Source organism: Microbacterium rhizomatis, assembly GCF_008710745.1.
GTDB classification, from domain to species: Bacteria; Actinomycetota; Actinomycetes; order Actinomycetales; family Microbacteriaceae; genus Microbacterium; species Microbacterium rhizomatis.
This window is the reverse complement of record NZ_VYSA01000002.1, coordinates 435,409-459,371: the sequence shown is the minus strand read 5'-3', so window position 1 is coordinate 459,371 and position 23,963 is coordinate 435,409. Positions and strand designations below refer to the sequence as shown.

General features: G+C 70.0%; 12 protein-coding genes. 10 read left to right on the top strand and 2 right to left on the bottom strand.

Going from position 1 to position 23,963, the window contains the following annotated elements; all coding sequences use genetic code 11:
* Nucleotides 1-20 precede the first annotated feature (20 nt).
* Both F6B43_RS10540 and F6B43_RS10535 read left to right on the top strand, forming a co-directional pair.
* Entirely contained in the window at nt 21-788 is a 768-nt protein-coding gene (locus F6B43_RS10540; protein WP_150448890.1) for a 5-oxoprolinase subunit PxpA, read from the top strand.
* Between the two features lie 91 nt (nt 789-879).
* Entirely contained in the window at nt 880-2,448 is a 1,569-nt protein-coding gene (locus tag F6B43_RS10535; protein ID WP_211368107.1) for a 5-oxoprolinase subunit B/C family protein, read from the top strand.
* Between the two features lie 32 nt (nt 2,449-2,480).
* On the opposite strand, the gene F6B43_RS10530 is transcribed toward F6B43_RS10535, so the two are convergent.
* Complete coding sequence (locus F6B43_RS10530; RefSeq protein ID WP_150448889.1) at nt 2,481-5,105, bottom strand: DUF4062 domain-containing protein; 2,625 nt, start codon at nt 5,103-5,105, stop codon at nt 2,481-2,483.
* A 299-nt stretch (nt 5,106-5,404) separates the two neighbouring features.
* Here F6B43_RS10530 and rpoB point away from each other — a divergent pair, with 299 nt between their 5' ends.
* From rpoB to F6B43_RS10515, 3 genes are all read left to right on the top strand, one after another.
* The gene (rpoB, locus tag F6B43_RS10525) at nt 5,405-8,905 is read left to right on the top strand and encodes a DNA-directed RNA polymerase subunit beta (protein WP_150449544.1); all 3,501 of its coding nucleotides are present in this window, start codon (nt 5,405-5,407) and stop codon (nt 8,903-8,905) included.
* A 47-nt stretch (nt 8,906-8,952) separates the two neighbouring features.
* Nucleotides 8,953-12,843 (top strand): DNA-directed RNA polymerase subunit beta', encoded by a 3,891-nt coding sequence (gene rpoC / locus F6B43_RS10520; protein WP_150448888.1) that lies wholly within the window; start codon nt 8,953-8,955, stop codon nt 12,841-12,843.
* A gap of 175 nt (nt 12,844-13,018) precedes the next feature.
* Nucleotides 13,019-13,621, top strand: coding sequence for a hypothetical protein (locus tag F6B43_RS10515; protein ID WP_150448887.1), 603 nt, complete (start codon nt 13,019-13,021; stop codon nt 13,619-13,621).
* Between the two features lie 18 nt (nt 13,622-13,639).
* Here F6B43_RS10515 and F6B43_RS10510 read toward each other — a convergent pair whose 3' ends face one another.
* Nucleotides 13,640-14,263 (bottom strand): hypothetical protein, encoded by a 624-nt coding sequence (locus F6B43_RS10510; protein ID WP_150448886.1) that lies wholly within the window; start codon nt 14,261-14,263, stop codon nt 13,640-13,642.
* 130 nt (nt 14,264-14,393) lie between these two features.
* Between F6B43_RS10510 and F6B43_RS10505 the strand changes: the two genes are divergently transcribed.
* The 5 genes from F6B43_RS10505 (at nt 14,394) to F6B43_RS10485 (ending at nt 23,959) form a co-directional block, all read left to right on the top strand.
* Nucleotides 14,394-15,476, top strand: coding sequence for an ABC transporter (locus F6B43_RS10505; protein ID WP_150448885.1), 1,083 nt, complete (start codon nt 14,394-14,396; stop codon nt 15,474-15,476).
* A 1-nt stretch (nt 15,477) separates the two neighbouring features.
* Nucleotides 15,478-15,987: a hypothetical protein gene (locus F6B43_RS10500; RefSeq protein ID WP_211368106.1), complete on the top strand. Its 510-nt coding sequence runs from the start codon at nt 15,478-15,480 to the stop codon at nt 15,985-15,987.
* A 63-nt stretch (nt 15,988-16,050) separates the two neighbouring features.
* Entirely contained in the window at nt 16,051-16,707 is a 657-nt protein-coding gene (locus tag F6B43_RS10495; RefSeq protein WP_150448884.1) for a spermidine/putrescine ABC transporter substrate-binding protein, read from the top strand.
* A 139-nt stretch (nt 16,708-16,846) separates the two neighbouring features.
* Nucleotides 16,847-17,995, top strand: coding sequence for a serine/threonine-protein kinase (locus F6B43_RS10490; RefSeq protein WP_150448883.1), 1,149 nt, complete (start codon nt 16,847-16,849; stop codon nt 17,993-17,995).
* Nucleotides 17,996-23,959 (top strand): Ig-like domain-containing protein, encoded by a 5,964-nt coding sequence (locus tag F6B43_RS10485; RefSeq protein WP_150448882.1) that lies wholly within the window; start codon nt 17,996-17,998, stop codon nt 23,957-23,959.
* Nucleotides 23,960-23,963 lie beyond the last annotated feature (4 nt).

Genomic DNA, 23,963 nt, shown 5'->3' with positions numbered 1-23,963 from the left:
GCGGCGTTACCGTGGAGCACATGGTGGCTGGAGAGCAGGCGATAGACCTCAACGCCGACCTGGGCGAGACGATCGACGGCGTGCCGACGGCCGATGACGAGGCGATGTTCGCCGTGGTCTCCAGCGCGAGCATCGCCTGCGGCGGGCACGCGGGGGATGCCGCGTCCATGCGCGCGGCGGTCTCCCGCGCCGTGCGGTTCGGCGTCGCCGCCGGGGCGCATCCGTCCTATGCCGATCGGGCGAACTTCGGGCGCGTCGCGCGTGACCCCGACCGCGCCGAGCTGAGGGCCGAAGTCGGCAGTCAGCTCGACGCGCTCGCCGCGGCGGGCGCGAGCGTTCTATACGTCAAGCCCCACGGCGCGCTGTACCACGCGATCACGGTCGACGAGGCGCAGGCGGATGCCGTGGCCGCCGCCGTCGCCGACTTCGGCGCCCGCCTCGGGCACGCGCTGCCCATCCTGGGGCTCCCCGGCAAGATCGAGCGGGCGGCGGCGTCGGCCGGACTGCCCTTCTTCATCGAGGCGTTCCTCGACCGCGGCTACCTCGCCTCCGGCGCACTCGTGCCCCGCGGGCGACCGGGCGCCCTGCTGGCAGACCCGCATGCCGTCGCCGACCGCGCCGGGCGCCTTGTTCGTGACGGCGTCGTCGAGACGGTCGACGGCGCGCTCGTCGAGGTCCGTGCCGCCTCGCTGTGCGTGCACGGCGATTCGCCCGCCGCCGTCGAGATGGCGCGCGCCGTGCGCGCCGCGCTCGCGGCCGACGGGGTACGTGTAGAGGCCCCATGGTGAGTCGCTCAGGCGTTCCGCGAGCCGCGGCTGCGGCACCATCGCGACCCGGATCATGGTTCCGGAGCCGCGTCTCGCGACGGATCGGCAGCGCATGACGGCCGTGAGGGTCCTGCCGATGGGCGACCGGGCGGTGCTCGTCGAGGTCGATGGGCTCGGAGAGGTGCTCGCGCTGCACAAGCGTCTCGCGGCATCGCGTCCCGCGGGCGTCGTCGACCTCGTTCCGGCAGCACGCACCGTCCTCGTGCGCGTCGACGGGGCCGCGCTGTCGGTCACGGCCGCGCGGGCCTGGATCGAGGGCGCGGCGGCGGACTGGTCGACGCCTCGGGATGCTGCGCCCACCCCCGACGGCACGCTCGAGCTCGGCGTGAGATACGACGGTCCCGACCTCGCCGACACCGCCGCGCTGCTCGGGCTCACGCCCGGCCAGCTCATCGCCCAGCACGCCGCCGCCGAGTGGACCGTCGCCTTCACCGGCTTCGCCCCCGGATTCGGCTACCTCGTCAGCCCCGGCTGGACCCACGAGGTGCCGCGCCTCGACACCCCGCGGACGCGTGTCCCGCGCGGCGCCGTCGGCCTCGCCGCGGGCTTCACGGGCGCCTACCCGAGAGAGACTCCGGGCGGCTGGCGCCTCATCGCCACGACGGACGCGCGACTCTTCGATCCGGATGCTGTGGCCCCCGCATCCCCCGTTCTCCTCGCTCCCGGAACCCGCGTGCGCTTCCGTCCGATGCCCTCCGGGTCCCGCGAGACGGCGACGGGGCGCCGGGAGGGCGCGCACCCTGGCCCGGGCGGGGCCGGGGCGATCCGCATTGTCGAGCCCGGTCTGCTCTCGACGATCCAGGACCTCGGGCGCCCTGGCCGCGCCGCCCTGGGGATCGCCCCGTCGGGCGCGCTCGACCGTCGCGCGCTGCGCGCGGCGAACCGGCTCGTCGGCAACGCCGAAGGCGCGGCCGGAGTGGAGGTCACGATGGGCGGCTTCCGCGCGATCGCCGAGCGCGACGCGTGGTTCGCGGTCACCGGCGCGTGGGGCCCCGTGCTGCTCGACGGACTTCCCGTGGATCCGTATGAGGCGCGTGCATGGCCGAGAGGCGCCGAGCTGCGGATCGACGGATTCGTCCACGGCGCCCGCGCCTACCTCGCGCTGCGCGGCGGTGCGGATGCGGCGCTCTCGGCCGGCTCCCGCTCGACGGATCTGCTCGCAGGCCTCGGCCCTGCGGCGCTGCGCGCCGGCGACCTGCTCGCGATCGGCGGAGGCGCCGTCGTTCCGATACCTGTGGCCGAGGTATGGCCGTGGGAGCCGCCGCACGATGGCGAGCTCGAGATCGAGCTCGCCCGCGGTGCGCGGGAGGACTGGTTCACCGCATCCGCTCACGACCTCCTGTTCGCACACCGCTGGACCGTCTCGGCCCACGCCGACCGGGTCGGCCTTCGGCTGGACGGGCCCGAACTGGCCCGTGTCACGGCACGGGAACTGCCGAGCGAGGGGATGGTTCCCGGTGCGCTGCAGGTGCCGCCGAGCGGACGCCCGACGATCCTCCTCGCCGACGGGCCGGTGACGGGCGGCTACCCGGTGATCGCGGTGGTGACGGATGCTGCGCTCGACGATCTCGCGCAGCTCAGACCGGGTTCGCGCATCCGCTTCCGGCACGCCCGCCGCTGACGGGGCTCGAAACCGGCCGGCGACCCTGCCGTCTACCAGCGCGCGAGCGCCTCAGCGGTGATCGTCCGCTCCGGTTCGGGCAGGGCGAGTGCGACGGCCTCGGCCACCGACAGCTCGGCGCCCTGCCGCTCGCCGTCGGCCACCGCGGCACCGTCGGTCGCCCGCAGCGCGTCGAGCGAGACCGTGTGAACAGTGAAGGCCTCGACGTCGAACACCCCGATGCGGTGGCGGATCGCGTCGGCGGCGGTCGCCAGCGCGCCCGCGCGCCACGCGTCGCCTTTGGCTCCGGCCACTGCGCACAGCCCCTCCAATCCGTACGCGACACCCTCGTCGTAGTGCAGCCCGACCGACAGGACGAGCGTGTCGACGAACTCGCGTTCGGCGGCCTCGATCTCGCCGCGCTGCACACGCAGTCGCGATCGCAGGTTGCCGGCGACCGACATGGTGAACACGTCGTTTCCCGCGCGGGCGACGTCGGTCGCGCGTTCGAAGTGCTCGAGAGCCTGGTCGGTGCGGCCGCGGAGCCACGCGAGGCGGCCGAGCGACACCTCCGTGATCGCCTCCGCCCATCCGTTGCCGAGCCGCCTCAGCGTCGCGGCGGCCTCGGTCAGCTCGCCCTCGGCCTTATCGACGTCCGTGGCCGAGAACTGCACTCGCGCCGTCGCTCGCGCCGCCAGGGCCATGGCCGCCGCATCCTCGTCCCCTTCGTCGGTGAAGAGCCGCACGCACTCCGCCAGGCCCGCCACCACCTCGGCCGACGGGCGCTGCCACATCTCGCCCCAGAGCGCGAAGAACCACGCGACCGCCCTGGTATGCGAAGTGATCGGGCCCCCCTTTTCGAGGAGTTCGAGCATCCACACCCGGACTTCGCCGAAGAAGCCGGCGATCCACCAGTAGATCAGCAGGCTCCATGCGAAGTCGCCGGCGTCGTCGAGGCGGTCGGTGTAGATCAGGTGCCGTACGGCCGCGCGCAGGTTCGGCAGCTCGAGTCCGAGCTCCGCCACCGCCGACGCCTGCCCGGAACCGCCGAGTCCCGGCGCCACTCGCGCGACGAATTCGCGGTAGTAGTCGGCGTGGGCGGCGCGGACGACGTCTGCTGAGCCCCGGGCTTTGAGTCGACCGAGAGCGTATTCGCGCACGATCGCGAGAAGCGAGAAGACGGACCGCCCGGCCACCTCGGTCTGGGCGACGAGCGACCCGTCGACCAACGCGGCGAGGCCATCCACCGCCTCTCCGTCCCAGGAGCGTCCGGCCCCCAGCGCTTCGACCGCGTCGAGCGTGAACCGCGTGGCGAACACGCCCAGGTCCTCGAGCATGTCCGGCAGCGGAGCGGGAAGCAGGCTCACGCTCCAGTCGATCGTCGCGCGCATCGTGCGGTGGCGCTCGGGCAGGTCGCGCACGGCCGCGGTCAGCAGCGGCAGGCTCTGCTCGAGCCGATCCGAGATCGCCTGCGGGGTCAGCACCCGCACCTTCGCCGCCGCGAGCTCGATCGCCAGCGGAAGACCCTCCAGGCACCGGCAGATGTACGACACGGCTGCCGCGTTCTCGTCGGTGAGCGCGAACGAGGGCTTTGCCGCCGATGCCCTGTCCACGAACAGCGCGCACGCGGATGACGCCCGCACGCGCTCGAGTGCGGGCGGCACGCCGGGGCGCGGGGTCTCGAGCGCTCCGACCTCGTAGACCTGCTCGCCGCGGATGCGCAGCACGATGCGGCTCGTCACGAGGAAGTTCGCGAGGGGCGCGGCACTGTACAGACGGACCAGGACGGGTGCGGCTTCGACGATCTGCTCGAAGTTATCGAGCACGACGAGCACGCGGCGGTCAGCGAGGGCGTGGGCGATGCGCTCCTCGAGGGCAGCCTCGCCGTTGTCCCGGATGCCGAGCGCGTAGGCGATGGCCGGCAGCAGCAGCTCCGGCTCGAGGACGCCTTCCAGGAGCACGAAATACGTCCCGTCGGGGAACAGGTCCTCGGTGGCGCGCGCGGACTCGATCGCGAGGCGGCTCTTGCCGATCCCTCCGGGCCCGATCAGACTCACGACGCGATCATCCCCGCGGGCGAGCAGTTCGCGGACGGCCGCCACGTCGCGCTCGCGGCCGATCGTCGTCGTGTACGGCACGGGGATGCGGGCGGTGGCCGATGCCGGGGCCACCTCCCCGTCGGCCGCGACTGCGCGTGAGTCGTCGAACCGCTCGGCGAGCAGATTCGCGAGGTCGTCCGCGACCTGGGCCTCCAGTTCCTCGGCGCTGCGGAACGGGAGGTAGGCCGCGGTGTCGTCTGCGCGGATCCGGTCGATCAGCTGCTGCAGTCTGTCGTCCCGCGGCTCATCCGCCTTGATGTAGATGAGCTTCGGCATGTCCGCGGGTGCCAGGTTGTACTCGTCTTCCAGGCCCGACACCTCCTCGCCGGGCGCGACCCACCCGTAGCTCGCGCCGTAGATGCCGACGAACACGTCGCTCTGGGAGAGGTAGGAGCGGTAGAGATCGCGAGGGGGGTGGGGGCGGGCGCCGAGTTCGAACATCACGGGCGCCAGCCGCATGCGTTCCACGGCCGCACGTACCGCGCGGCGCTCATCGGCCAGCTCGCGGAGAGTCGAGCTCACGAACACCCGGATCCGCTGATCGGGAGTGCGGATCGCGGGGCGAGACACCCCTGTCATGACGACATCATGGCGGGAGCAGGTGGCGAGACGCCAACAATTTCCGCGGATTTCCGCCACTTCGCGCGGTTATACCGCAGGATCGGAGACTCGTCAAGAACCCGACTGGACACGGCGCGTCATCCGCCGTATAGTTGTTCTTTGCTCCCTGATTCCCCCTGCCCTCATATGGTGGTCGGCTGTGTCTTCGCGCCCCCGCGTCAAGCGGCGTGTGATGCGAAGGCTTAGGGGTTGAACGAGCACTCCACCTGCCGAACAAGGAACACGAGCCCTGCCCTGGGCCCATGGAGGTCATCCCCTTGGCTGTTGCGCGCAACGCAAACCAATCCACCAACAACATCAAGAACGGCCGAGGCGCAGCCCGCCTCTCGTTCGCGAAGATCTCCGACACGCTGGAGGTCCCCGACCTCCTCGCGTTGCAGACCGAGTCCTTCGACTGGCTCGTCGGCAATGACGCGTGGAAGGCACGCGTCGCCGAGGCCAAGCAGGCCGGCCGCACCGACGTGCCCGAGATCAGCGGCCTCGAGGAGATCTTCGAGGAGATCTCGCCCATCGAGGACCTGAGCGAGACGATGCAGCTCTCGTTCACGAACCCGTACCTCGAGCCCGAGAAGTACTCCATCGAGGAGTGCAAGGAGCGCGGCAAGACCTACGCCGCCCCGCTCTACGTCGAGGCCGAGTTCATGAACCACCAGACCGGTGAGATCAAGACGCAGACCGTCTTCATGGGCGACTTCCCGCTCCAGACGGGCAAGGGCACGTTCATCATCAACGGCACCGAGCGCGTCGTCGTCTCGCAGCTCGTGCGCTCACCGGGCGTCTACTTCGACAAGACCCCCGACAAGACCTCCGACAAGGACATCGTGTCGGCGCGGGTCATCCCGAGCCGTGGCGCATGGCTCGAGTTCGAGATCGACAAGCGCGACCAGGTCGGCGTGCGCATCGACCGCAAGCGCAAGCAGTCGGTCACCGTGTTCCTCAAGGCCCTCGGGCTCTCGAGTGAAGACATCCTCGCCGAGTTCGCAGGCTTCGACTCGATCGAAGAGACCCTCTCGAAGGACACGATCCTCACCAAGGAGGACGCGCTCCGCGACATCTACCGCAAGCTCCGTCCCGGCGAGCAGGTCGCCGCCGAGGCCGCCCGCGCGCTGCTGGACAACTTCTACTTCAACTCCAAGCGCTACGACCTCGCGAAGGTCGGTCGTTACAAGATCAACCAGAAGCTCGGCCTGGACGCGCCGCTGTCGGAGTCGGTCCTGACCGTCGCCGACATCGTCGCGACGATCAAGTACCTGACGCGCCTGCACCGCGGTGACACCTCGTTCGACGGTGTCCGAGCCGGCAAGCCGGCCGAGATCCGCCTGGACATCGACGACATCGACAACTTCGGCAACCGCCGTATCCGCGCGGTCGGCGAGCTCATCCAGAACCAGGTCCGCACGGGTCTGTCGCGCATGGAGCGCGTCGTCCGCGAGCGCATGACCACGCAGGACATCGAGGCGATCACGCCGCAGACCCTGATCAACGTGCGCCCCGTCGTCGCCGCGATCAAGGAGTTCTTCGGAACGTCGCAGCTGTCGCAGTTCATGGATCAGAACAACCCGCTCGCGGGCCTGACCCACAAGCGCCGCCTGTCGGCTCTGGGCCCCGGCGGTCTGTCGCGTGAGCGTGCAGGCGTCGAGGTCCGCGACGTCCACCCGTCGCACTACGGTCGCATGTGCCCGATCGAGACCCCTGAGGGCCCGAACATCGGCCTGATCGGCTCGCTCGCGTCGTTCGCCCGCATCAACGCGTTCGGCTTCATCGAGACGCCCTACCGCCGTGTGACCGACAAGAAGGTCACTGCGCAGATCGACTACCTGACGGCGTCCGAAGAGGACGACTTCATCGTCGCCCAGGCCGGCGCCGAGCTGACGGCCGACGGCACGTTCGCTCAGGACCGCGTGCTCGCACGACGCGGCAAGGGCGGCGAGGTCGACCTCTTCCACGCCGAGGAGATCGGCTACATGGACGTCTCGCCGCGCCAGATGGTGTCGGTCGCGACCTCGCTGATCCCCTTCCTCGAGCACGACGACGCGAACCGCGCCCTCATGGGTGCCAACATGCAGCGTCAGGCCGTCCCGCTCCTCCGCTCCGAGTCGCCGGTCGTCGGCACCGGTATGGAGGGCTACGCCGCGGTGGATGCCGGTGACGTCGTCACCGCCGAGAAGCCGGGTGTCGTGATCGAGGTCTCCGCAGACGTCGTCAGCGTCCAGCTCGACGAGGGCGGCACGCAGGACTACTTCCTGCGCAAGTTCGACCGCTCCAACCAGGGGACGAGCTACAACCAGCGCGTCGTCGTCTCGGCGGGTGACCGCGTCGAGATCGGCGAGGTCATCGCAGACGGACCGGCCACGGAGAACGGCGAGCTCGCGCTCGGCAAGAACCTCCTGGTCGCGTTCATGACGTGGGAGGGCCACAACTTCGAGGACGCGATCATCCTCAGCCAGGACCTCGTGAAGGACGACACTCTCTCCTCGATCCACATCGAGGAGTACGAGGTCGACGCCCGCGACACGAAGCTCGGCAAGGAGGAGATCACCCGTGACCTCCCGAACGTGAGCCCCGACCTGCTGAAGGACCTCGACGAGCGCGGCATCATCCGCATCGGCGCCGAGGTCCGCCCCGGCGACATCCTCGTCGGCAAGGTCACGCCGAAGGGCGAGACCGAGCTGTCGGCGGAGGAGCGCCTGCTCCGTGCGATCTTCAACGAGAAGAGCCGCGAGGTCCGCGACACGTCGCTGAAGGTCCCCCACGGCGAGCAGGGCACGATCATCGCCGTCAAGGAGTTCAACGCGGAAGACGGCGACGACGAGCTCGGCTCGGGCGTCAACCGCCGCGTCGTGGTCTACATCGCTCAGAAGCGCAAGATCACCGAGGGCGACAAGCTCGCCGGGCGCCACGGCAACAAGGGCGTCATCGCGAAGATCCTGCCCGTGGAAGACATGCCGTTCCTCGCGGACGGCACGCCGGTCCAGGTCATCCTGAACCCGCTCGGAATCCCCGGTCGAATGAACTTCGGCCAGGTGCTCGAGCTGCACCTCGGATGGATCGCCCAGCAGGGCTGGAAGGTCGAGGGCAAGCCCACGTGGGCGGGGCAGCTGCCGGCGGAGGCCTTCTCGGCCGAGCCGGGCACGAAGGTCGCCACCCCGGTGTTCGACGGTGCGCGCGAGGAAGAGATCGCAGGTCTGCTGGACTCGACGAACCTCACCCGCGACGGCGAGCGTCTGATCGACTCCACGGGCAAGGCGCTGCTGTTCGACGGACGCTCCGGCGATCCGTTCCCTGCGCCCGTCTCGGTCGGCTACATGTACATCCTGAAGCTGCACCACCTCGTCGACGACAAGATCCACGCCCGCTCCACCGGCCCGTACTCGATGATCACGCAGCAGCCGCTGGGTGGGAAGGCGCAGTTCGGCGGACAGCGATTCGGCGAGATGGAGGTGTGGGCCCTCGAGGCCTATGGCGCCGCCTACGCGCTGCAGGAGCTCCTCACGATCAAGTCCGACGACATCCTCGGCCGCGTCAAGGTGTACGAGGCGATCGTCAAGGGCGAGAACATCCAGGAGCCCGGCATCCCCGAGTCCTTCAAGGTGCTCATGAAAGAGATGCAGTCGCTCTGCCTGAACGTCGAGGTCCTCTCGGCCGACGGCACGCCTGTCAATCTCCGCGACACCGATGACGAAGCCTTCCGCGCCGCGGAAGAGCTCGGCATCAACATCTCCAGCCGCTTCGAGTCCTCGTCGATCGACGAGATCTGATCCGGCCAGGCAACGACAGAATTCCGACACAGGAGAACTGAGAACTAGTGCTCGAATCGACAACTTTCGACCAGCTTCGCATCGGCCTGGCCACCGCCGACGACATCCGTCGTTGGTCCTTCGGCGAGGTCAAGAAGCCCGAAACCATCAACTACCGCACGCTCAAGCCCGAGAAGGACGGTCTCTTCGGAGAGCAGATCTTCGGCCCGAGCCGTGACTGGGAGTGTGCGTGCGGAAAGTACAAGCGCGTCCGCTTCAAGGGAATCGTCTGCGAGCGCTGCGGCGTGGAGGTCACCAAGTCCTCCGTCCGCCGTGAGCGCATGGGCCACATCGAGCTCGCCGCTCCCGTTACCCACATCTGGTACTTCAAGGGCGTCCCGTCGCGCCTCGGCTACCTGCTCGACATGGCGCCGAAAGACCTCGAGAAGGTCATCTACTTCGCCGCCTACATGGTGATCTCCGTCGACCAGGAGGCGCGCCAGCGCGACCTGCCGACGCAGGAGAACAACATCCGTCTCGAGCTGAAGACGCTCGGCGACCGCCGCGATGCCCGCATCGCGACCCGCCTGCAGAAGCTGGAAGAGGAGCTCGCCGCCCTGGAGGAAGAGGGCGCCAAGGCCGACCAGAAGAAGAAGGTCAAGGACGCCGCCGAGAAGGACATGACGGGCATCCGCAAGTCCTTCGACGACCAGATCACCCGGCTCGAGAAGGTGTGGGAAGACTTCCGCACCCTCGAGGTGGGCGCCCTGAAGGGCGAGGACGAGATCTTCCACGAGCTGCAGGACCGCTTCGGTCAGTACTTCGAGGCCTACATGGGCGCCGAGTCGATCAAGCGCCGCCTGCTCGCGTTCGACCTGGCTCAGGAATCCGAAGACCTGCACCTGCAGATCTCGGAGGGCAAGGGCCAGCGCAAGATCCGTGCGATCAAGCGCCTGAAGGTCGTCAACTCGTTCCTGTCGACGGGCATGAGCCCGGCATCCATGGTTCTGGACGTCGTCCCGGTGATCCCGCCGGAGCTGCGCCCGATGGTGCAGCTGGACGGTGGCCGCTTCGCGACCTCCGACCTCAACGACCTGTACCGCCGCGTGATCAACCGCAACAACCGCCTTCGTCGCCTGATCGATCTCGGTGCTCCCGAGATCATCGTCAACAACGAGAAGCGGATGCTGCAGGAGGCCGTCGACGCACTGTTCGACAACGGCCGCCGCGGTCGTCCCGTCACCGGCACCGGCAACCGTGCGCTCAAGTCGCTGTCCGACATGCTCAAGGGCAAGCAGGGCCGGTTCCGTCAGAACCTGCTCGGCAAGCGCGTCGACTACTCGGGCCGTTCGGTCATCATCGTCGGACCCCAACTCAAGCTGCACCAGTGTGGCCTCCCCAAGCAGATGGCGCTGGAGCTGTTCAAGCCGTTCGTCATCAAGCGCCTGATCGACCTCGGTCACTCGCAGAACATCAAGGCGGCCAAGCGCTCGGTCGAGCGCGCGCGCCCCGAGGTGTGGGACGTTCTCGAAGAGATCATCCGCGAGCGCCCCGTGCTGCTGAACCGCGCGCCCACGCTCCACCGCCTCGGCATCCAGGCCTTCGAGCCTCAGCTCGTCGAGGGCAAGGCCATCCAGCTGCACCCGCTCGTCTGCACCGCGTTCAACGCGGACTTCGACGGTGACCAGATGGCTGTGCACCTGCCGCTGTCGGTCGAGGCCCAGGCCGAGGCCCGGATTCTGATGCTCGCCTCGAACAACATCCTGAAGCCGTCCGACGGGCGCCCGGTCACCCTGCCCTCGCAGGACATGATCATCGGCCTCCACCACCTGACCACGGTCAAGGTCGGCGCTGCAGGCGAGGGCCGCGTGTTCGGTTCGGTGGGCGAGGCGATCCTGGCCAAGGACGAGGGAACCCTCGACCTGCAGGCCAAGGTGCGCATCCGCATCCCCGGGCTCACGTTCCTCGAGTCGGAGGGCGAGACCCCCGAGACGATCGCGGCGTACGAGCGCAACGGGCTCGTCGAGACCTCGCTCGGTCAGGCGATCTTCAACGACACCCTGCCCAAGGGCTACCCGTTCGTCCGCGAGCAGGCCGACAAGGGCAAGCTGTCGCAGATCGTCAACAAGCTGGCCGAGGAGTACCCCAAGGTCGAGGTCGCGGCGTCGCTGGACCGGATCAAGGACGCCGGCTTCTACTGGGCCACCCGCTCGGGTGTCACGGTGGCGCTGTCCGACATCCTCACCCCGCCCAACAAGGCCGAGATCGTCGGCGGCTACGAGAAGCAGGCCGCCAAGGTCCAGGGGCAGTTCGAGAAAGGTCTGACGACCGACTCCGAGCGTCGCCAGGAGCTCATCAAGATCTGGACCGAGGCGACGGATGCCGTCCAGAAGGCGATGCGCGACAACTACCCCGAAGACAACACCATCAACCGCATGGTCTCGTCGGGTGCTCGTGGTAACTGGCTGCAGATCCGGAACATCGCCGGTATGCGAGGCCTGGTGAACAACCCCAAGGGTGAGATCATCCCGCGTCCGATCATCTCCTCGTACCGCGAGGGTCTGTCGGTGGCGGAATACTTCATCGCGACGCACGGTGCCCGCAAGGGTCTGGCCGACACGGCCCTCCGTACGGCCGACTCGGGGTACCTCACGCGTCGACTCGTCGACGTCTCGCAGGATGTCATCATCCGCGAGGAGGACTGCGGCACGACCAAGGGCCTCGAGCTTCCGATCGCCACCCCCGGTGCCGACGGCGTGCTCGTCAAGGACCCGAACGTCGAGAACTCGGTGTTCGCCCGTTCGCTGGCCGCAGAGGTCGTGAGCCCCTCGGGCGAGGTGCTCGCACAGGCCGGCGACGACATCGGCGACGTGCTGATCAACAAGCTCGTCGATGCCGGTGTCGAGACCATCAAGGTCCGCTCCGTGCTGACCTGCGACTCGGCCGTCGGCGTCTGCCAGAACTGCTACGGCCGTTCGCTGGCGACCGGCAAGCTCGTCGACATCGGCGAGGCCGTGGGCATCATCGCGGCCCAGTCGATCGGTGAGCCCGGTACGCAGCTCACGATGCGCACCTTCCACACCGGTGGTTCGGCTTCGGCCGACGACATCACGCAGGGTCTTCCCCGCGTGCAGGAGCTGTTCGAGGCCCGCACCCCCAAGGGTGCGTCGCCGATCGCCGAGTCGGACGGGCGCATCACGATCGAAGAGACCGACCGCGCCAAGAAGGTCATCCTCACGCCCGACAACGGCGACGAGCCGATCGTCTACCCGGTCCTGCGCCGTGCGACACTGCTCGTCGAGGACGGCCAGCGCGTCACGGTCGGACAGCCGATCCTGGTGGGCACGCTCGACCCCAAGGAGGTCATGCGTGTGCAGGGCGCCCGCGAGGTGCAGAAGTACCTCGTCAACGGCGTCCAGGGCGTCTACCGGTCGCAGGGTGTGCCGATCCACGACAAGCACATCGAGGTCATCGTCCGTCAGATGCTGCGCAAGGTCACCGTGGTCGACCACGGCGAGACCACGCTGCTCCCGGGTGAGCTCGTCGACTTCAAGAAGTACCAGAGCATGAACCGTGCGGCTGTGGCGGAGGGCAAGCGCCCCGCGTCGGGTCGTCCGGAGCTCATGGGTATCACGAAGGCGTCGCTCGCGACCGAGTCGTGGCTGTCGGCCGCGTCCTTCCAGGAGACGACCCGCGTTCTCACGCAGGCCGCCATGGAGGGCAAGAGCGACCCGCTGCTGGGCCTCAAGGAGAACGTCATCATCGGAAAGCTCATCCCCGCCGGAACGGGGCTCGCGAAGTACCGCGACGTCACCGTCGAGGCGACGGAAGAGGCGAAGAGCGAGCGGTACCCCAACCGCATCTTCGCGTCGGACGGCGCCTACAGCGACGCCGACCTGAGCTACGTCGATTTCGACAGCTTCTCGACGGACGATTTCACGCCCGGCACGTACAACTAGACAGCAGAGATCGCGACCGGATGCCTCGGCTCGAGCATCCGGTCCACACCCGAAAGGCCCCGGCTCACGCCGGGGCCTTTCGGCGTTCCCGGCGAGACGCCGCGGTGGCGGCGTGCCGCAACCGCGGCTCCGGCGACCCGCGCATAGCGTGGAGGGCGGGGATGGAGGTGGGCTCATGGCCGGAATCGGCGGGCGCAGTATGTGGGTCGCGATCCCCGTCGGCGTGCTCTGCCTGGCTGCCGTCGGAGCTCTCGGGTGGCTCGCGCTCCCGATGATGCCCGCTGCGCTCGGATGGGTGGGCAGCGCCGTGAGCGGGCAGCTGGCAGCACCCGCGCCCTCCGCCGATCCGGAACCGGAGGACGGGGTACCCACGAGCTGCCGCGGCCTCTACAACGATGCGCTCTGGGCCACGCTCAGTCTCGCTCCCGGCTCGACCCTCACCCCCGACGCGTCGGCGCCCGTCACGACCGCCACGACACTGGCCACGGCCCTCGCCCCGCAGGTGCGCTTCACCTGCACGTGGCACGGCGCGGACGGCGTGTCGATCTCGACGACCGTCGCGGACGTCGGGACCGACGCGGGCGCGATCGCCGCCGCATCCCTCCCGGGCGAGGGGTTCGGCTGCACCGATCAGGGCGCGCGCGTACGGTGCGAGAAGACGACGGGCGATGTGCTCGAGACGCTCGAGCTGGGGGGCGGGCTGTGGCTGTCGAGCACGCTGACCGCGTGGCAGCCGGCGCAGTATTCCGAGCGGGTGGCTTCGCTCGTCTGGAAGTGAGACCGAGGCCTCGAGTGCTCACCCGAAGATCGACTGCACGATGCTGTCGGTGTAGCCGGTGGGCGCCAGGTTCGAGAACATCGTGTCGATCAGGATGTCGTCACGCCAGAAGAGCGTGCGTCCGTCGGTGACCGGATACTTCGTGTTCTGCCACGTCTTCTCGCACCGGGTTCCGCCGTTCGGCGTGAAGCACGTGAAGCCCTGCGTGTCGGCGAGCTGATTGAGCATGTCGAGAGCGGGGCCCCGCGAGATGCCGGTGATCTTCGTGATGAGCCTGGTCGTATCGGCGCGGGGGTCGCCCCAGACGCAGATGATGCTGCCGTCCGGCTGCACGCCCGTCGGCGCGAAGGCCGGATCGTTCAGGGGCGTCGTTCCGAACTGCGCGATGATCGAGGAGTTGACCATCCCCCTGCAATCCGCCGGTATGGCGTACACGCCGGGCGTGGCAGATCCGGTGGGGCCCGGTACCGTGGGCGCGGCGCTGGATGATGCATGCGGAGAAGCCGTCGCCGTCGCGGTCTGCCGTGCATCCGCAGACCCGCTCGGCGCAGGGACGGGCTCGGGCGCGCACGCGGTCAGCGTCAGCAGGAGAAGGCAAGCGCACGCGGTGAGGGCCGTCGCTGCCGCGCGTCTGAGTGTCATCCGCCCACGATAGCCGCGGGCTCGACCGCAACCCCGACCGCGACACACAGCGGCACGCCTCCGGGACGGTGTCGCCCACGCGCGATAACCTCCCGGTGCGGGGACATGCCTCGCGTGAGGAGCACATCCGATGAGTGACCAGAAATCGTCGTACGGCGAGCCGGTCGAAGAGCCCACGACCGTCCATGACGACGTCGTCGGCCGCGCCCACGAGGGGCTTGCGGATGCTGACGCGGTACGCCGCGAAGCCGCCGCTCCCGAATCGGCCGCCGATGTGCCCGCCGCGGATGGGCCCGTCTTCTTGGAGCCCGCCGGTGCAGCCCACCCTGCACCCGTCACGGAGGAGCCCGTCCCCGCGGAACCCGCCACCGTGGACCCCGCTGTCTCATATGCCCCCGGCAACGCTCACGAGCCGGCCGAGGCCCCCGTCGCGCAGGAGCCTGCTGCCTCCGAGCCGTCCGACGCCGAGCGATCGGGCGCCGAGCCGGCATACGCGGTCCCGGCGTACGCCGCGACCTCTGAGCCGGACGACGTGCAGGAGTACGTCCCCGGCATGTACTCGAACCCGGCGCGGGCCGACGACGCCACCGTCGTGGCTCCGGTCGTCCCCGTCGTGGCAGGAGCCGCCACGGCCTCCGCCGTCCCGCAGCCGATCTTCGTACAGGCGCCCGAGGCGCCGCTCCCGCGCGGCAACCGCGGTGCCGCCGGCGCGATCGGTCTGCTGGCCGCACTCGCCTTCGCGGTTCTGTACCTCGCGGCGTGGCTCGGATTCGGCGCGATCACCGGGGCGGTGACCGTCGACAACGTCGGCTCCACCGCTCTGGCCGCTCTCGGCACGTGGTCGCTGTGGGTGACCGTCGCCGTGTTCTTCTTCGCCTTCTGGCTGCTCGGCGCGATCATCAACCGCGGCCGATGGGGCGTCTGGGTCAACGTCGGTCTGCTCGTCGGTGTCGCAAGCTACGGCGGTCACATCCTCGGCCAGCTCTTCCAGGCGCCGTTCTGGACGCTGACGGCGACCGAGGGCCGAGCGCTCGTCGAGGGCCAGCTGCTGGCACCCCTCGCGATCGCGGCGTTCATCATCGGCCGCGAACTCACGATCTGGTTCGGCGCATGGGTTGCGGCGCGTGGTGCGCGGGTGACCGAGCTGAACATCGAGGCGCAGCGCGAGTACGAGCGCACGCTCGAGGCGGGCCCGCAGCTCGTCCGCCAGTGACATGACCGGCGGGGCGCCGGCCGAGCCCGACGGGAGCGATCCGGAGGCGGGCGGGCCGGTCCGTCCGCCGCTGGCGCTGGGCTACGGGGTGGTCGGCTTCGTGGCTCTCTCCATCTGCGGGCTGGGTGTGGCCAGTCTCATCCTCGACGAGGACGTGATCTCGGTGCCGGGTCTCGGCCCGATCCCCGGGATCCTGGGCATGATCGTCGCGACCGCGGGATTCGCGGGGGCGCTGTGGCCCGCGCTGCGTCGTCCCCGGCCGTCGTTCGTGGGTGCCCTCGTCGCCGGGCTCGCCGCGTTCCTCGGGTATCTGGCCGGTGTGTGGTCCGGCGGCCTGCTCGCGGGGGCGGACCCTGCGGCGGCCACCGCGGCGGTGGGCCGGGTCGCGACATCCTGGTTCGGTCTGGTCCTGGCCGTGGCGGGAGCCGTCGCGGGATGGGGCGCCATCGCACTCGTGCGTACCCGCGCGCATCGTCCCCATTGGCCGTGGGAGGGCGACGAGGACGAGTAGGCGACGCGCCGCCATGGCGGCATCCTCGCCATGGCGGCATTCCCGCCGATACCCTTGGGTCCTGTGGAGCGCTCGCTCGAGACGCAGGTCAGCCAGGCCGTGGATGCCTGGCTGCGCTGGCTGCCGCGCTGGGAGCCCGCGACCCATCGCGGACGGGTCGCCCCCTGCCGTCGCTGCTTCGGTTCCCCCGTGCTGTCCGCCGCCGGTCTCGGCGCGGATGTGCCCCACGGTGTGCAGCACGGACTCTCGACGCGCATCAAGACGATCATCGACCACGCGGTCGCCGAGTACACCGCGCTCAATCTGCCGATGCTGCAGGCGGAGCTCGAGCAGCAGGCATCCCGCAACAGAGCCCGCAGCTACCGGCCCGCAGAGGGCCTCGACCCCGAGTACGAGGGGATGCCGCTGGACCCCGACCCGGTGCCCGGCTCACCCTTCCTGTTCACGATCTCGGGTCTTGCCGAAGCCGCCGATGCCGACGTGCCCGACCTGCCGCCGCTCAGCCCTGATGCGAAAGCCGCGCTCCGGCAGGAGGTCGGCCTCGCAGACGACTACGCGAACATGATCGGCCGCGAGGTCTGCACGATCCTGCTGCACCACCGGCTGCGTATCCAAGCCGCGATCGGACAGTACGTCGAGCCGCAGATCGAGGCGATGCTCCAGGAGCTGACGCGCTCACTGGATGCTCCCTTCGATCCGCGTCCCGAGCCCGATCCGTGACATCCGCGCGCACCTTGTGCACAGGTGCGCTGCCCTCGCGATTCGGGGCGAGCGCGTTTTGTTAGCATCGTGAGGCGCTGGGATCGGGCGCCTCGAGCGCGACCCGCCCACCCGCCCACGCGTGGATCCTGGAGGTGCTGTGGCCAAGCGTCTGCCGTCCGCGCCACCGATCCTCCCTGGACTCGATTACGTGCGTCCGCTCGGCTCGGGCGGCTTCGCCGACGTGTTCCTCTACCAGCAGGACATGCCGCGACGCAGTGTCGCGGTCAAAGTGCTGCCGAGCGATGTGCGCGATCCCGAGCTGCTGCGGATGTTCAACGCCGAGGCCGACGTCCTCGCGCATCTGTCCGCGCATCCGTCGATCGTGACGGTGTACCAGGCGGGGATCTCGGCCGACGGCCGCCCGTACATCGTGATGGAGTACTGCCCGGGGTCGCTCGCGCAGCGCTATCGCCTCGAGCGCATCCCGGTCGACGAGGTGCTCGCGATCGGAGTGCGGATGGCGGGGGCCTTGGAATCCGCGCACCGCGCGGGCCTCATCCACCGCGACATCAAGCCGAGCAACATCCTCACCACCTCTTTCGGCAGCCCGGTGCTGGCCGACTTCGGCATTTCGTCGTCGCTGGCGCGCACCCCGGGGGGCGAGATGTTCGCGATGTCGGTGCCGTGGAGCGCACCCGAGGTGATCGCCGAGCAGACCACGGGATCGGTCGCCAGTGAGGTCTGGAGCCTGGGGGCGACGGTCTACTCGCTCGCCGCGGGCCACAGCCCGTTCGAGCGTCGCTCCGTCGACGGGAGCGGCCAGAACTCGCGCGAGCAGCTGCGAAAGCGGATCGCCCGTGCTTCGTATACGCCGATCCCGCGCGCCGACCTCCCGGATGCGCTGCAGGCAGTGCTCGCCCGCGCCATGGAACGCGATCCCCGGCGGCGGCAGCCGTCGGCGGCGGCGTTCGGCGAAGAGCTCCGCAGCGTTCAGATCGAGGCCGGTTTCGCCCCCTCGCCGATGGAGATCCCCGTCGATGACTGGGCGCCGGCATCCGAACCGGTCGACTTCGCCGACGCTGCTCTCCGCGGCCCGCAGCGCTCGAGGGTGGCGCACGACAGCCGCCGCAGGGTCGAATCCCCGTCGGTGACGAGCTTCGCCCGCGACGAGGACACCGACATCTCGGGTGAGGCCCTTCTCAGCGCGGGCGTGCGTCGCATGCGCTACTGGATCCTCGGCGGCGCTGTCGCGGTGGTCGTCGCGGTCGCAGCCGTCGTGGCGGCCCTTCTCGCAGGAGCCGTCTAGGTGCGCCGTGCGCGTGTGGTCGGCGTGGTCTCGGCCGCCGCCGCCCTGGCAGTCGTGATCGGCGTCGCCATCGTCTGGCCGGGCCTCGACGCCCAGCAGACACCCCCGGTCGATACCTCAGTCTGGGCGCTCCAGACCGGCGACGGTCGTCGGTATGCCCGGGTCAACACGGCGATCGGCGAGCTCGACACCGTCCGAAGCGTCGGCAACCCCTCGAGCCTCGCGCAGGCAGGTGGTGCGGCCTACCTGTTCACCGACTCCAGCAGCAGGCTGACGCGGATCGACGAGGCGCAGCCTGCCGACCTCGACGAGCAGACGCTGCGGGCCTCGCCGTCCACTCCGTCCGGCACGGTCGACGTCGTCACGGCCGGCGACTTCGTCGCCTACCGGACGGATGCGGGCGCGGTGTTCGCCGGCCGACTGTCCGCCGACGACACCGCACAGATCGATCCCTTCCGCAACGGTTCCCCCGACGCCCCGCAGTATGCGGCCAGCGCGATCGCGATCGATGAGCGCGGCATCCTGTTCGCCTACTCGGCCTCAGACCGTGCCGTGCTGCGGTATGACGTGGGGGCGGGAAGGGTCAAGGGCCGCGACCCGCTCGCGATCGCGACGCTCGCCGCGCCCGCGATCACGGCGGCCGGCGATCGATGGGCAGTGGTCGACACCGCGAGCGGCGACGTCTGGCTGCGTGATGCCGCGAGCTCGGTGCGCGCGCCGACGACGGGGGCTGTGGTGGTCGCGCCCCCCGATCCGTCGGGATCGGCCGTGCTCGTGGCCGATCAGGACTCGCTCGTGCGCATCCCGGTGGACGGCACGACGATCACCACACCGGTGGGTGCGCCGGGGGCGGGCCTGGGAACACCGGCCCGCCCGATCGTGCACGACGGGACCGTCATGGCCGCTTGGCTGCCGCAGGGGAGCGCGGGAGGGGTCATGTGGAGTTCGCGGGACGGGGAGAAGCCGCTCGATTACGCGGGGTCGGTGCTGCCGGCCGATCGGCGCCCGGTGTTCAGCGCGACCGACGGCGCCGTGATCCTCAACGAGACGAGGTCGGGTTGGGTATGGACGGCGCCCGGGGGAGAGCTCGTCCGCTCGAGCCAGGACTGGTCGCTCGACTCGAGCGCGAACCAGGCCGCCGCTTCGAGTGACGACCAGCTGAGCGTCGTGATCGACCCCCGGCCTCCCGTCGCCGAGCCCGATGCGTTCGGTGTCCGCGCCGATGCCCTCGCGAGCCTTCCGGTGCTCCTGAACGATCACGACCCCAACACCGATGTGCTCAGCATCGATCCGGCGTCTGTGACGGGGCTCGACCCCGGGTTCGGCACGCTGACCCTGACAGATCACGATCAGCGTCTCGCCGTGCGGGTGGCGCCGGGGGCCACGGGCACCGCGACGTTCCAGTACGCGGTGACCGACGGGACGTCGGGCGGCGGGCTCACCTCGCCGCCGACCACGGTCACGCTCACGGTGGCATCGCCGACGCAGAACACCGCACCCGCGTGGTGCGGAGTGCCACGCTGCCTGCTTCCCTGGCCCACTCCCGAGGTCGCGCGCGGCGGAACCATCACGATCCCGGTCCTCTCGGGATGGGTGGATCCCGAGGGCGATCCGCTCCTGCTCGAGTCGGTGCGCGACCTCAGCGGTCCGGACGGCAGGGGCAGCGTCGTCGCGACGCCGTCCGGCGACGTCGTCTACCAGCATCACGACAACGGCGCGGGGGACGCGGGGCAGCAGGTCGAGCTCGCCGTGACGGTGGCCGATACAGCCGGTGCGGTGACGACGAAATCGCTCGTGGTCCGCATATCGGACAAGCCCGTCATGGCGGTGCAGTCCTTCGCTGTGCTCGACAGTGTCGGGGAGGGCCTCACGGTGGACGTCGCGCCGCACGTCACCGGAACCGCGGGGGCGATCTCGTTGACCTCGGTCAGAGTGCTCGACGGCGCTCAGGCCGCCGCCACAGTGGTGGGTGGGACGACCTCATTCGATCTCGATGCGGCGCAGCCGGGCACGTATCGGATCGGATTCACCGTGTCGGACGGCGATTCGGAGTCCGACGGCACGGCCCGCGTGACCCTCCTCGCCGCCGACGCGCCGGCCGGGCTCGCCACCGCTCCCGTCGTCGCTTTCGTCCATCCGCAGGAGGACGCGACTCTCGACGTGCTCGCCGCGGTCACGAATCCGACGCGCCGCGTGCTGCTGCTCAGCGACGTCGTGGCCCATCCCGATCCGGGCGCGTCCCTGTCGGTGGATGCTGTCGGCCAGAGCGACCTGCGGGTGTCGGGCACGACAGCATCCGGCGCCTCCGGACGCGTCGGCACCGTGACGTACGCGGTGAGCGACGGCACCGACGATGCGGGGGCGCGCGTGGAGGGGATCGCGAGCGTATACCTGCTGCCACCGGCTCCCGAGCTCGCGCCGATCGCGGTGGACGACACCGTGGTGGTGCGGGCGGGGGCGCAGGTCGACATCCCCGTGCTGGCGAACGACATCGCGCCGTCGGGCGGGCGCCCGACCTTGAACCCGGCATCCATCGTGTCATCGACCCCGGACGCGCTGGCGTTCGCGTCCGGAGATGCGCTGCGCTATCTCGCACCGACCGAGCCCGGCGAGTACGACATCCGCTACTCGGTGTACACGACCGGTGCGCCGCTGCTCGCGGATGACGCGACCGTACGGGTGAGGGTGCTCTCGGATGATGCGAACCGTCCTCCCGCGCCCTCCGCGCTTCAGGGCCGCGTGCTGGCCGGCCAGTCGACGGTGATCCCGTTCGACTCGTTCGCAGAAGACCCCGACGGTGATGTCGTGACCCTCGACCGGATCGTGTCGCAGCCGGCGACGGGGGCCGCCACGATCTCGGCCGATGGGACGGGGATCGTCTACTCGAGCGTCGCCGGCTTCCGCGGGCAGGTCTCCTTCCGCTACCGGGTCGTCGACGCTTTCGGTCTGACCGGCGAGGCGACCGTGCGGGTGGGCGTGCGCGACGGGCAGTCCGACCCGAGTCCGGTGACCTTCACCGACTATGTGCAGGTGCAGGCGGGCCGCGACAACTCGATCAGGGTCAGCCCGCTTGCGGCCGACATCGACCCGACCGGCGGCACGCTCCGTGTGACGGCGGTGCGCCCCGACCTGCCCGAGACCCTTGCGGACGGCTCGGTCAACGATCAGTACGCCGTCCATGCCGCCCGCGTGCGATCGTTCGATGCGTCGACCGTGACGATCGCGGCGGGAACCGAACCCACCACGATGTCCTACCTCTACGACGTGAAATCGACATCGGGCAACACCGCCCGCGGACTCATCGTGGTGCGTGTCGTGCGCGAAAGCGTCCCGGACTATCCGGTCGTCACCGATACGGTGCTCACCGCCGAGGATCGGTCCGATTTCGAGACGGGCGTCGATGTGCTCGGCGGCAAAGCGGCATGGTCGGGCGGCGAGGTCTCGTCGCTGAGCATCGGGCTGTGGCATCCGAAGGACGATTCCGTGCGCGTGGACGGTGTCCGGCTCAGCGGCCGGCTCCCCGCCGCGACGCGGATCATTCCGTTCGCCGTGACCGGTCAGGGCATCGACGGGCCCGTGACGACCTACGCCTTCCTCCGTGTGCCGGGCGACGATGACCTCGCTCTCGCGCTGCGCCGGGGCACGCCGCCGCAGCGCGTCGACGAGCTCGGTGCGGTCTCGTTCGACATGGCCGCCGTCGTCGCGATGCCCAGGGGGGCAGCCCTCGAGGTGGGATCGGACATCCGCGCCTCGGGGGCGCGTCCCGCGGGGTCCTGCACCGCCGACGGTACGACCGCCGTGCGTTACACGGCCGGCGCGGGCGCGCCCTGGGCAGACGCGTGCCAGGTCCCTGTGCGCCTGGCAGGTCAAGCCGACTGGACCTATCTTTCGGTGCCGATCACGGTGGTCGCCCAAGACCCCCAGCCCGTGCTCCGATCCGCCTCGATCACGGTGGGGCCGGGTGAGACGACCACGTTCGAGCTGCGCGACATGACGTCGTGGCAGCTGCGGGAGGACTGGTCCGGCATCTCCTATTCGGTCACCCCCTCCGGAACGGCCTTCGCGGTCTCCCTCCAGGGATCGATCGTGACGGTGACCGGTGCCGATCGTGCGATGCCCGGCACCGAAGAGTCCGCGATCGTGAATGTCACGAGCCATGCGGGAGTCGCCCCGGCGCGACTCATCCTCCGCGTCGGGGCTGCACCCTCGACGCTGCCGCGCGGTGGTTCGGTCACCCAGCAGTGCTCTCAGGCGGCCGGATCGACGTGCACCTTCGACGTGGTCGGCGCCGTCGACGAGGTCAACCCGCTTCCTCGCACACCGCTCGAGGTGACGGCGGTCGCCGCCACCGGCGCGTGCGTCGGAATCTCGTTCGCCGTGGCCTCGCCGACCGCGGTACGCGCGTCGTGGACGACGGAGGCTCCGGGCGCGACGTGCACCGCCACGTTCACGGTGCGCGATGCGCAGGGTCGCAGCACGAACGCCGCGCGCGACGGACGGATCCTGCTCGACCTCCAGGGGTACCCGCGCGCACCGTCGAGCGTGACCCAGGTCGCCTACGCCGACGGGTCGCTGACTCTCCGTGTCGACCCGGGCGATGCGCGATCGGCCTACCCGGCGCTGAGCGGCTTCGTCGTCCGCTCCGACGGTCAGGTGGTCACGCAGTGCGCGACCGACGGCAGCTGCCCGGCGGTCGCGTCGCCCAACGGCGAGAAGCGAACGTTCGACGTGACTGCGGTCAACGCGGTCGGCGAGTCCCTTAACGGCGTCCGCACGACCGCGTGGGCCTTCAACACTCCTGCCACCCCGAGCGGGGTCACGGCCCATCCGGTGGTGACCCCCGACGGGGAAGGCGGAGTCGTACGGCTCACGATCGCGAGCGTCGACCCCGCCGATACCGGCATGCTCGAGATCTCGAGCCCCGTCGGCGAGACGATCCGTGTTCCCGTCGCCCTCGGACAGACGAGAGTCGAGGTCCCGGTGTTCCGGGTCGGCGCGAACTCTGCGACGCTCATGACGGTCACACCGTTGCCGCGCTTCTCCGTGCCGCCAGGAGTGGGCGGTCCCCGCACCGGAATGCCGGTCACCGTGCAGGCGAACGGCGTCGGCGCTCCGCAGGACGCGGCACTCGCGCTGAGTTCGGCCTCCGAGGGCGGGGGCACCTCGACCGTACGGGCCACCGCGACCGCTCGGTCCAACGGGGACGGTGCGCAGTTGCGCTATGCCATCGTGCAGGACGGTCAGCGCTGCTCGGCGACGGCTGGTGGTGAGTCGGCGAGCTTCGGCGGGCTGCCCGACGGGCAGGAGTATGCGTTCACCGTGTGCGTCGAGTCGTGGTTCGACGGCGAGCTCTACGGCCGCACCACCGCGACGGCCTCGGTCCGAGCCGCGCAGAGCGCGAACGCTCCCGTCGGATGGACCTTCGTGGTCGACCCGACGGCGCAGATCTCCGACCAGCAGGCACGGTGGCGGATCACGGCCGCTCCGACCTCGAGCGACGTCCCGCCTCGGAACAACGACCCTCAGTTCGACGGCGGTCCGCCCACGAGCGTCTACGACCGGGATCCCGGCATCCGCGTGCGATATGTGCACCGGTTCTGGGGCACGGCGAGCGCCTGGGCGAATGTCACCCCGGCACCCGGGAGCGCACCGTATCAGGTGCAGGCGCGATGGGCCGTGGCATCGTGCGTCGGCGGTTCGACGCTGCAGACGAGCGCCGACTCGTCCAACGATCCGTCGGGGGCGAAGGCGGCGATCACCTTCGATCCGGCGGGGATCGTCTACCTCGACGCCACGGGCACCGTGCTGCCGCGGAGCGCCGATCCGTGGACTGTTCCGGTCGGCACCGTGTCGGTCGGCGGCATCGGAGTCACGGTGAGCTGGGCCGCCCAGGGCTGGAACCTCGCCCCCGCTTCGTCCAGCTTCGGGGCCTCCTGCGAGCCGAATCTGCCGCCGAGTCCGTGATGGC

Bases quoted from the DNA above. Each gene is read 5' to 3' on its own strand.
- F6B43_RS10510 (WP_150448886.1), bottom strand. From the start codon at position 14,263: ATGACACTCAGACGCGCGGCAGCGACGGCCCTCACCGCGTGCGCTTGC.
- F6B43_RS10515 (WP_150448887.1), top strand. From the start codon at position 13,019: ATGGCCGGAATCGGCGGGCGCAGTATGTGGGTCGCGATCCCCGTCGGC.
- F6B43_RS10530 (WP_150448889.1), bottom strand. From the start codon at position 5,105: ATGACAGGGGTGTCTCGCCCCGCGATCCGCACTCCCGATCAGCGGATC.
- F6B43_RS10505 (WP_150448885.1), top strand. From the start codon at position 14,394: ATGAGTGACCAGAAATCGTCGTACGGCGAGCCGGTCGAAGAGCCCACG.
- F6B43_RS10535 (WP_211368107.1), top strand. From the start codon at position 880: ATGACGGCCGTGAGGGTCCTGCCGATGGGCGACCGGGCGGTGCTCGTC.
- F6B43_RS10500 (WP_211368106.1), top strand. From the start codon at position 15,478: ATGACCGGCGGGGCGCCGGCCGAGCCCGACGGGAGCGATCCGGAGGCG.
- F6B43_RS10540 (WP_150448890.1), top strand. From the start codon at position 21: ATGGTGGCTGGAGAGCAGGCGATAGACCTCAACGCCGACCTGGGCGAG.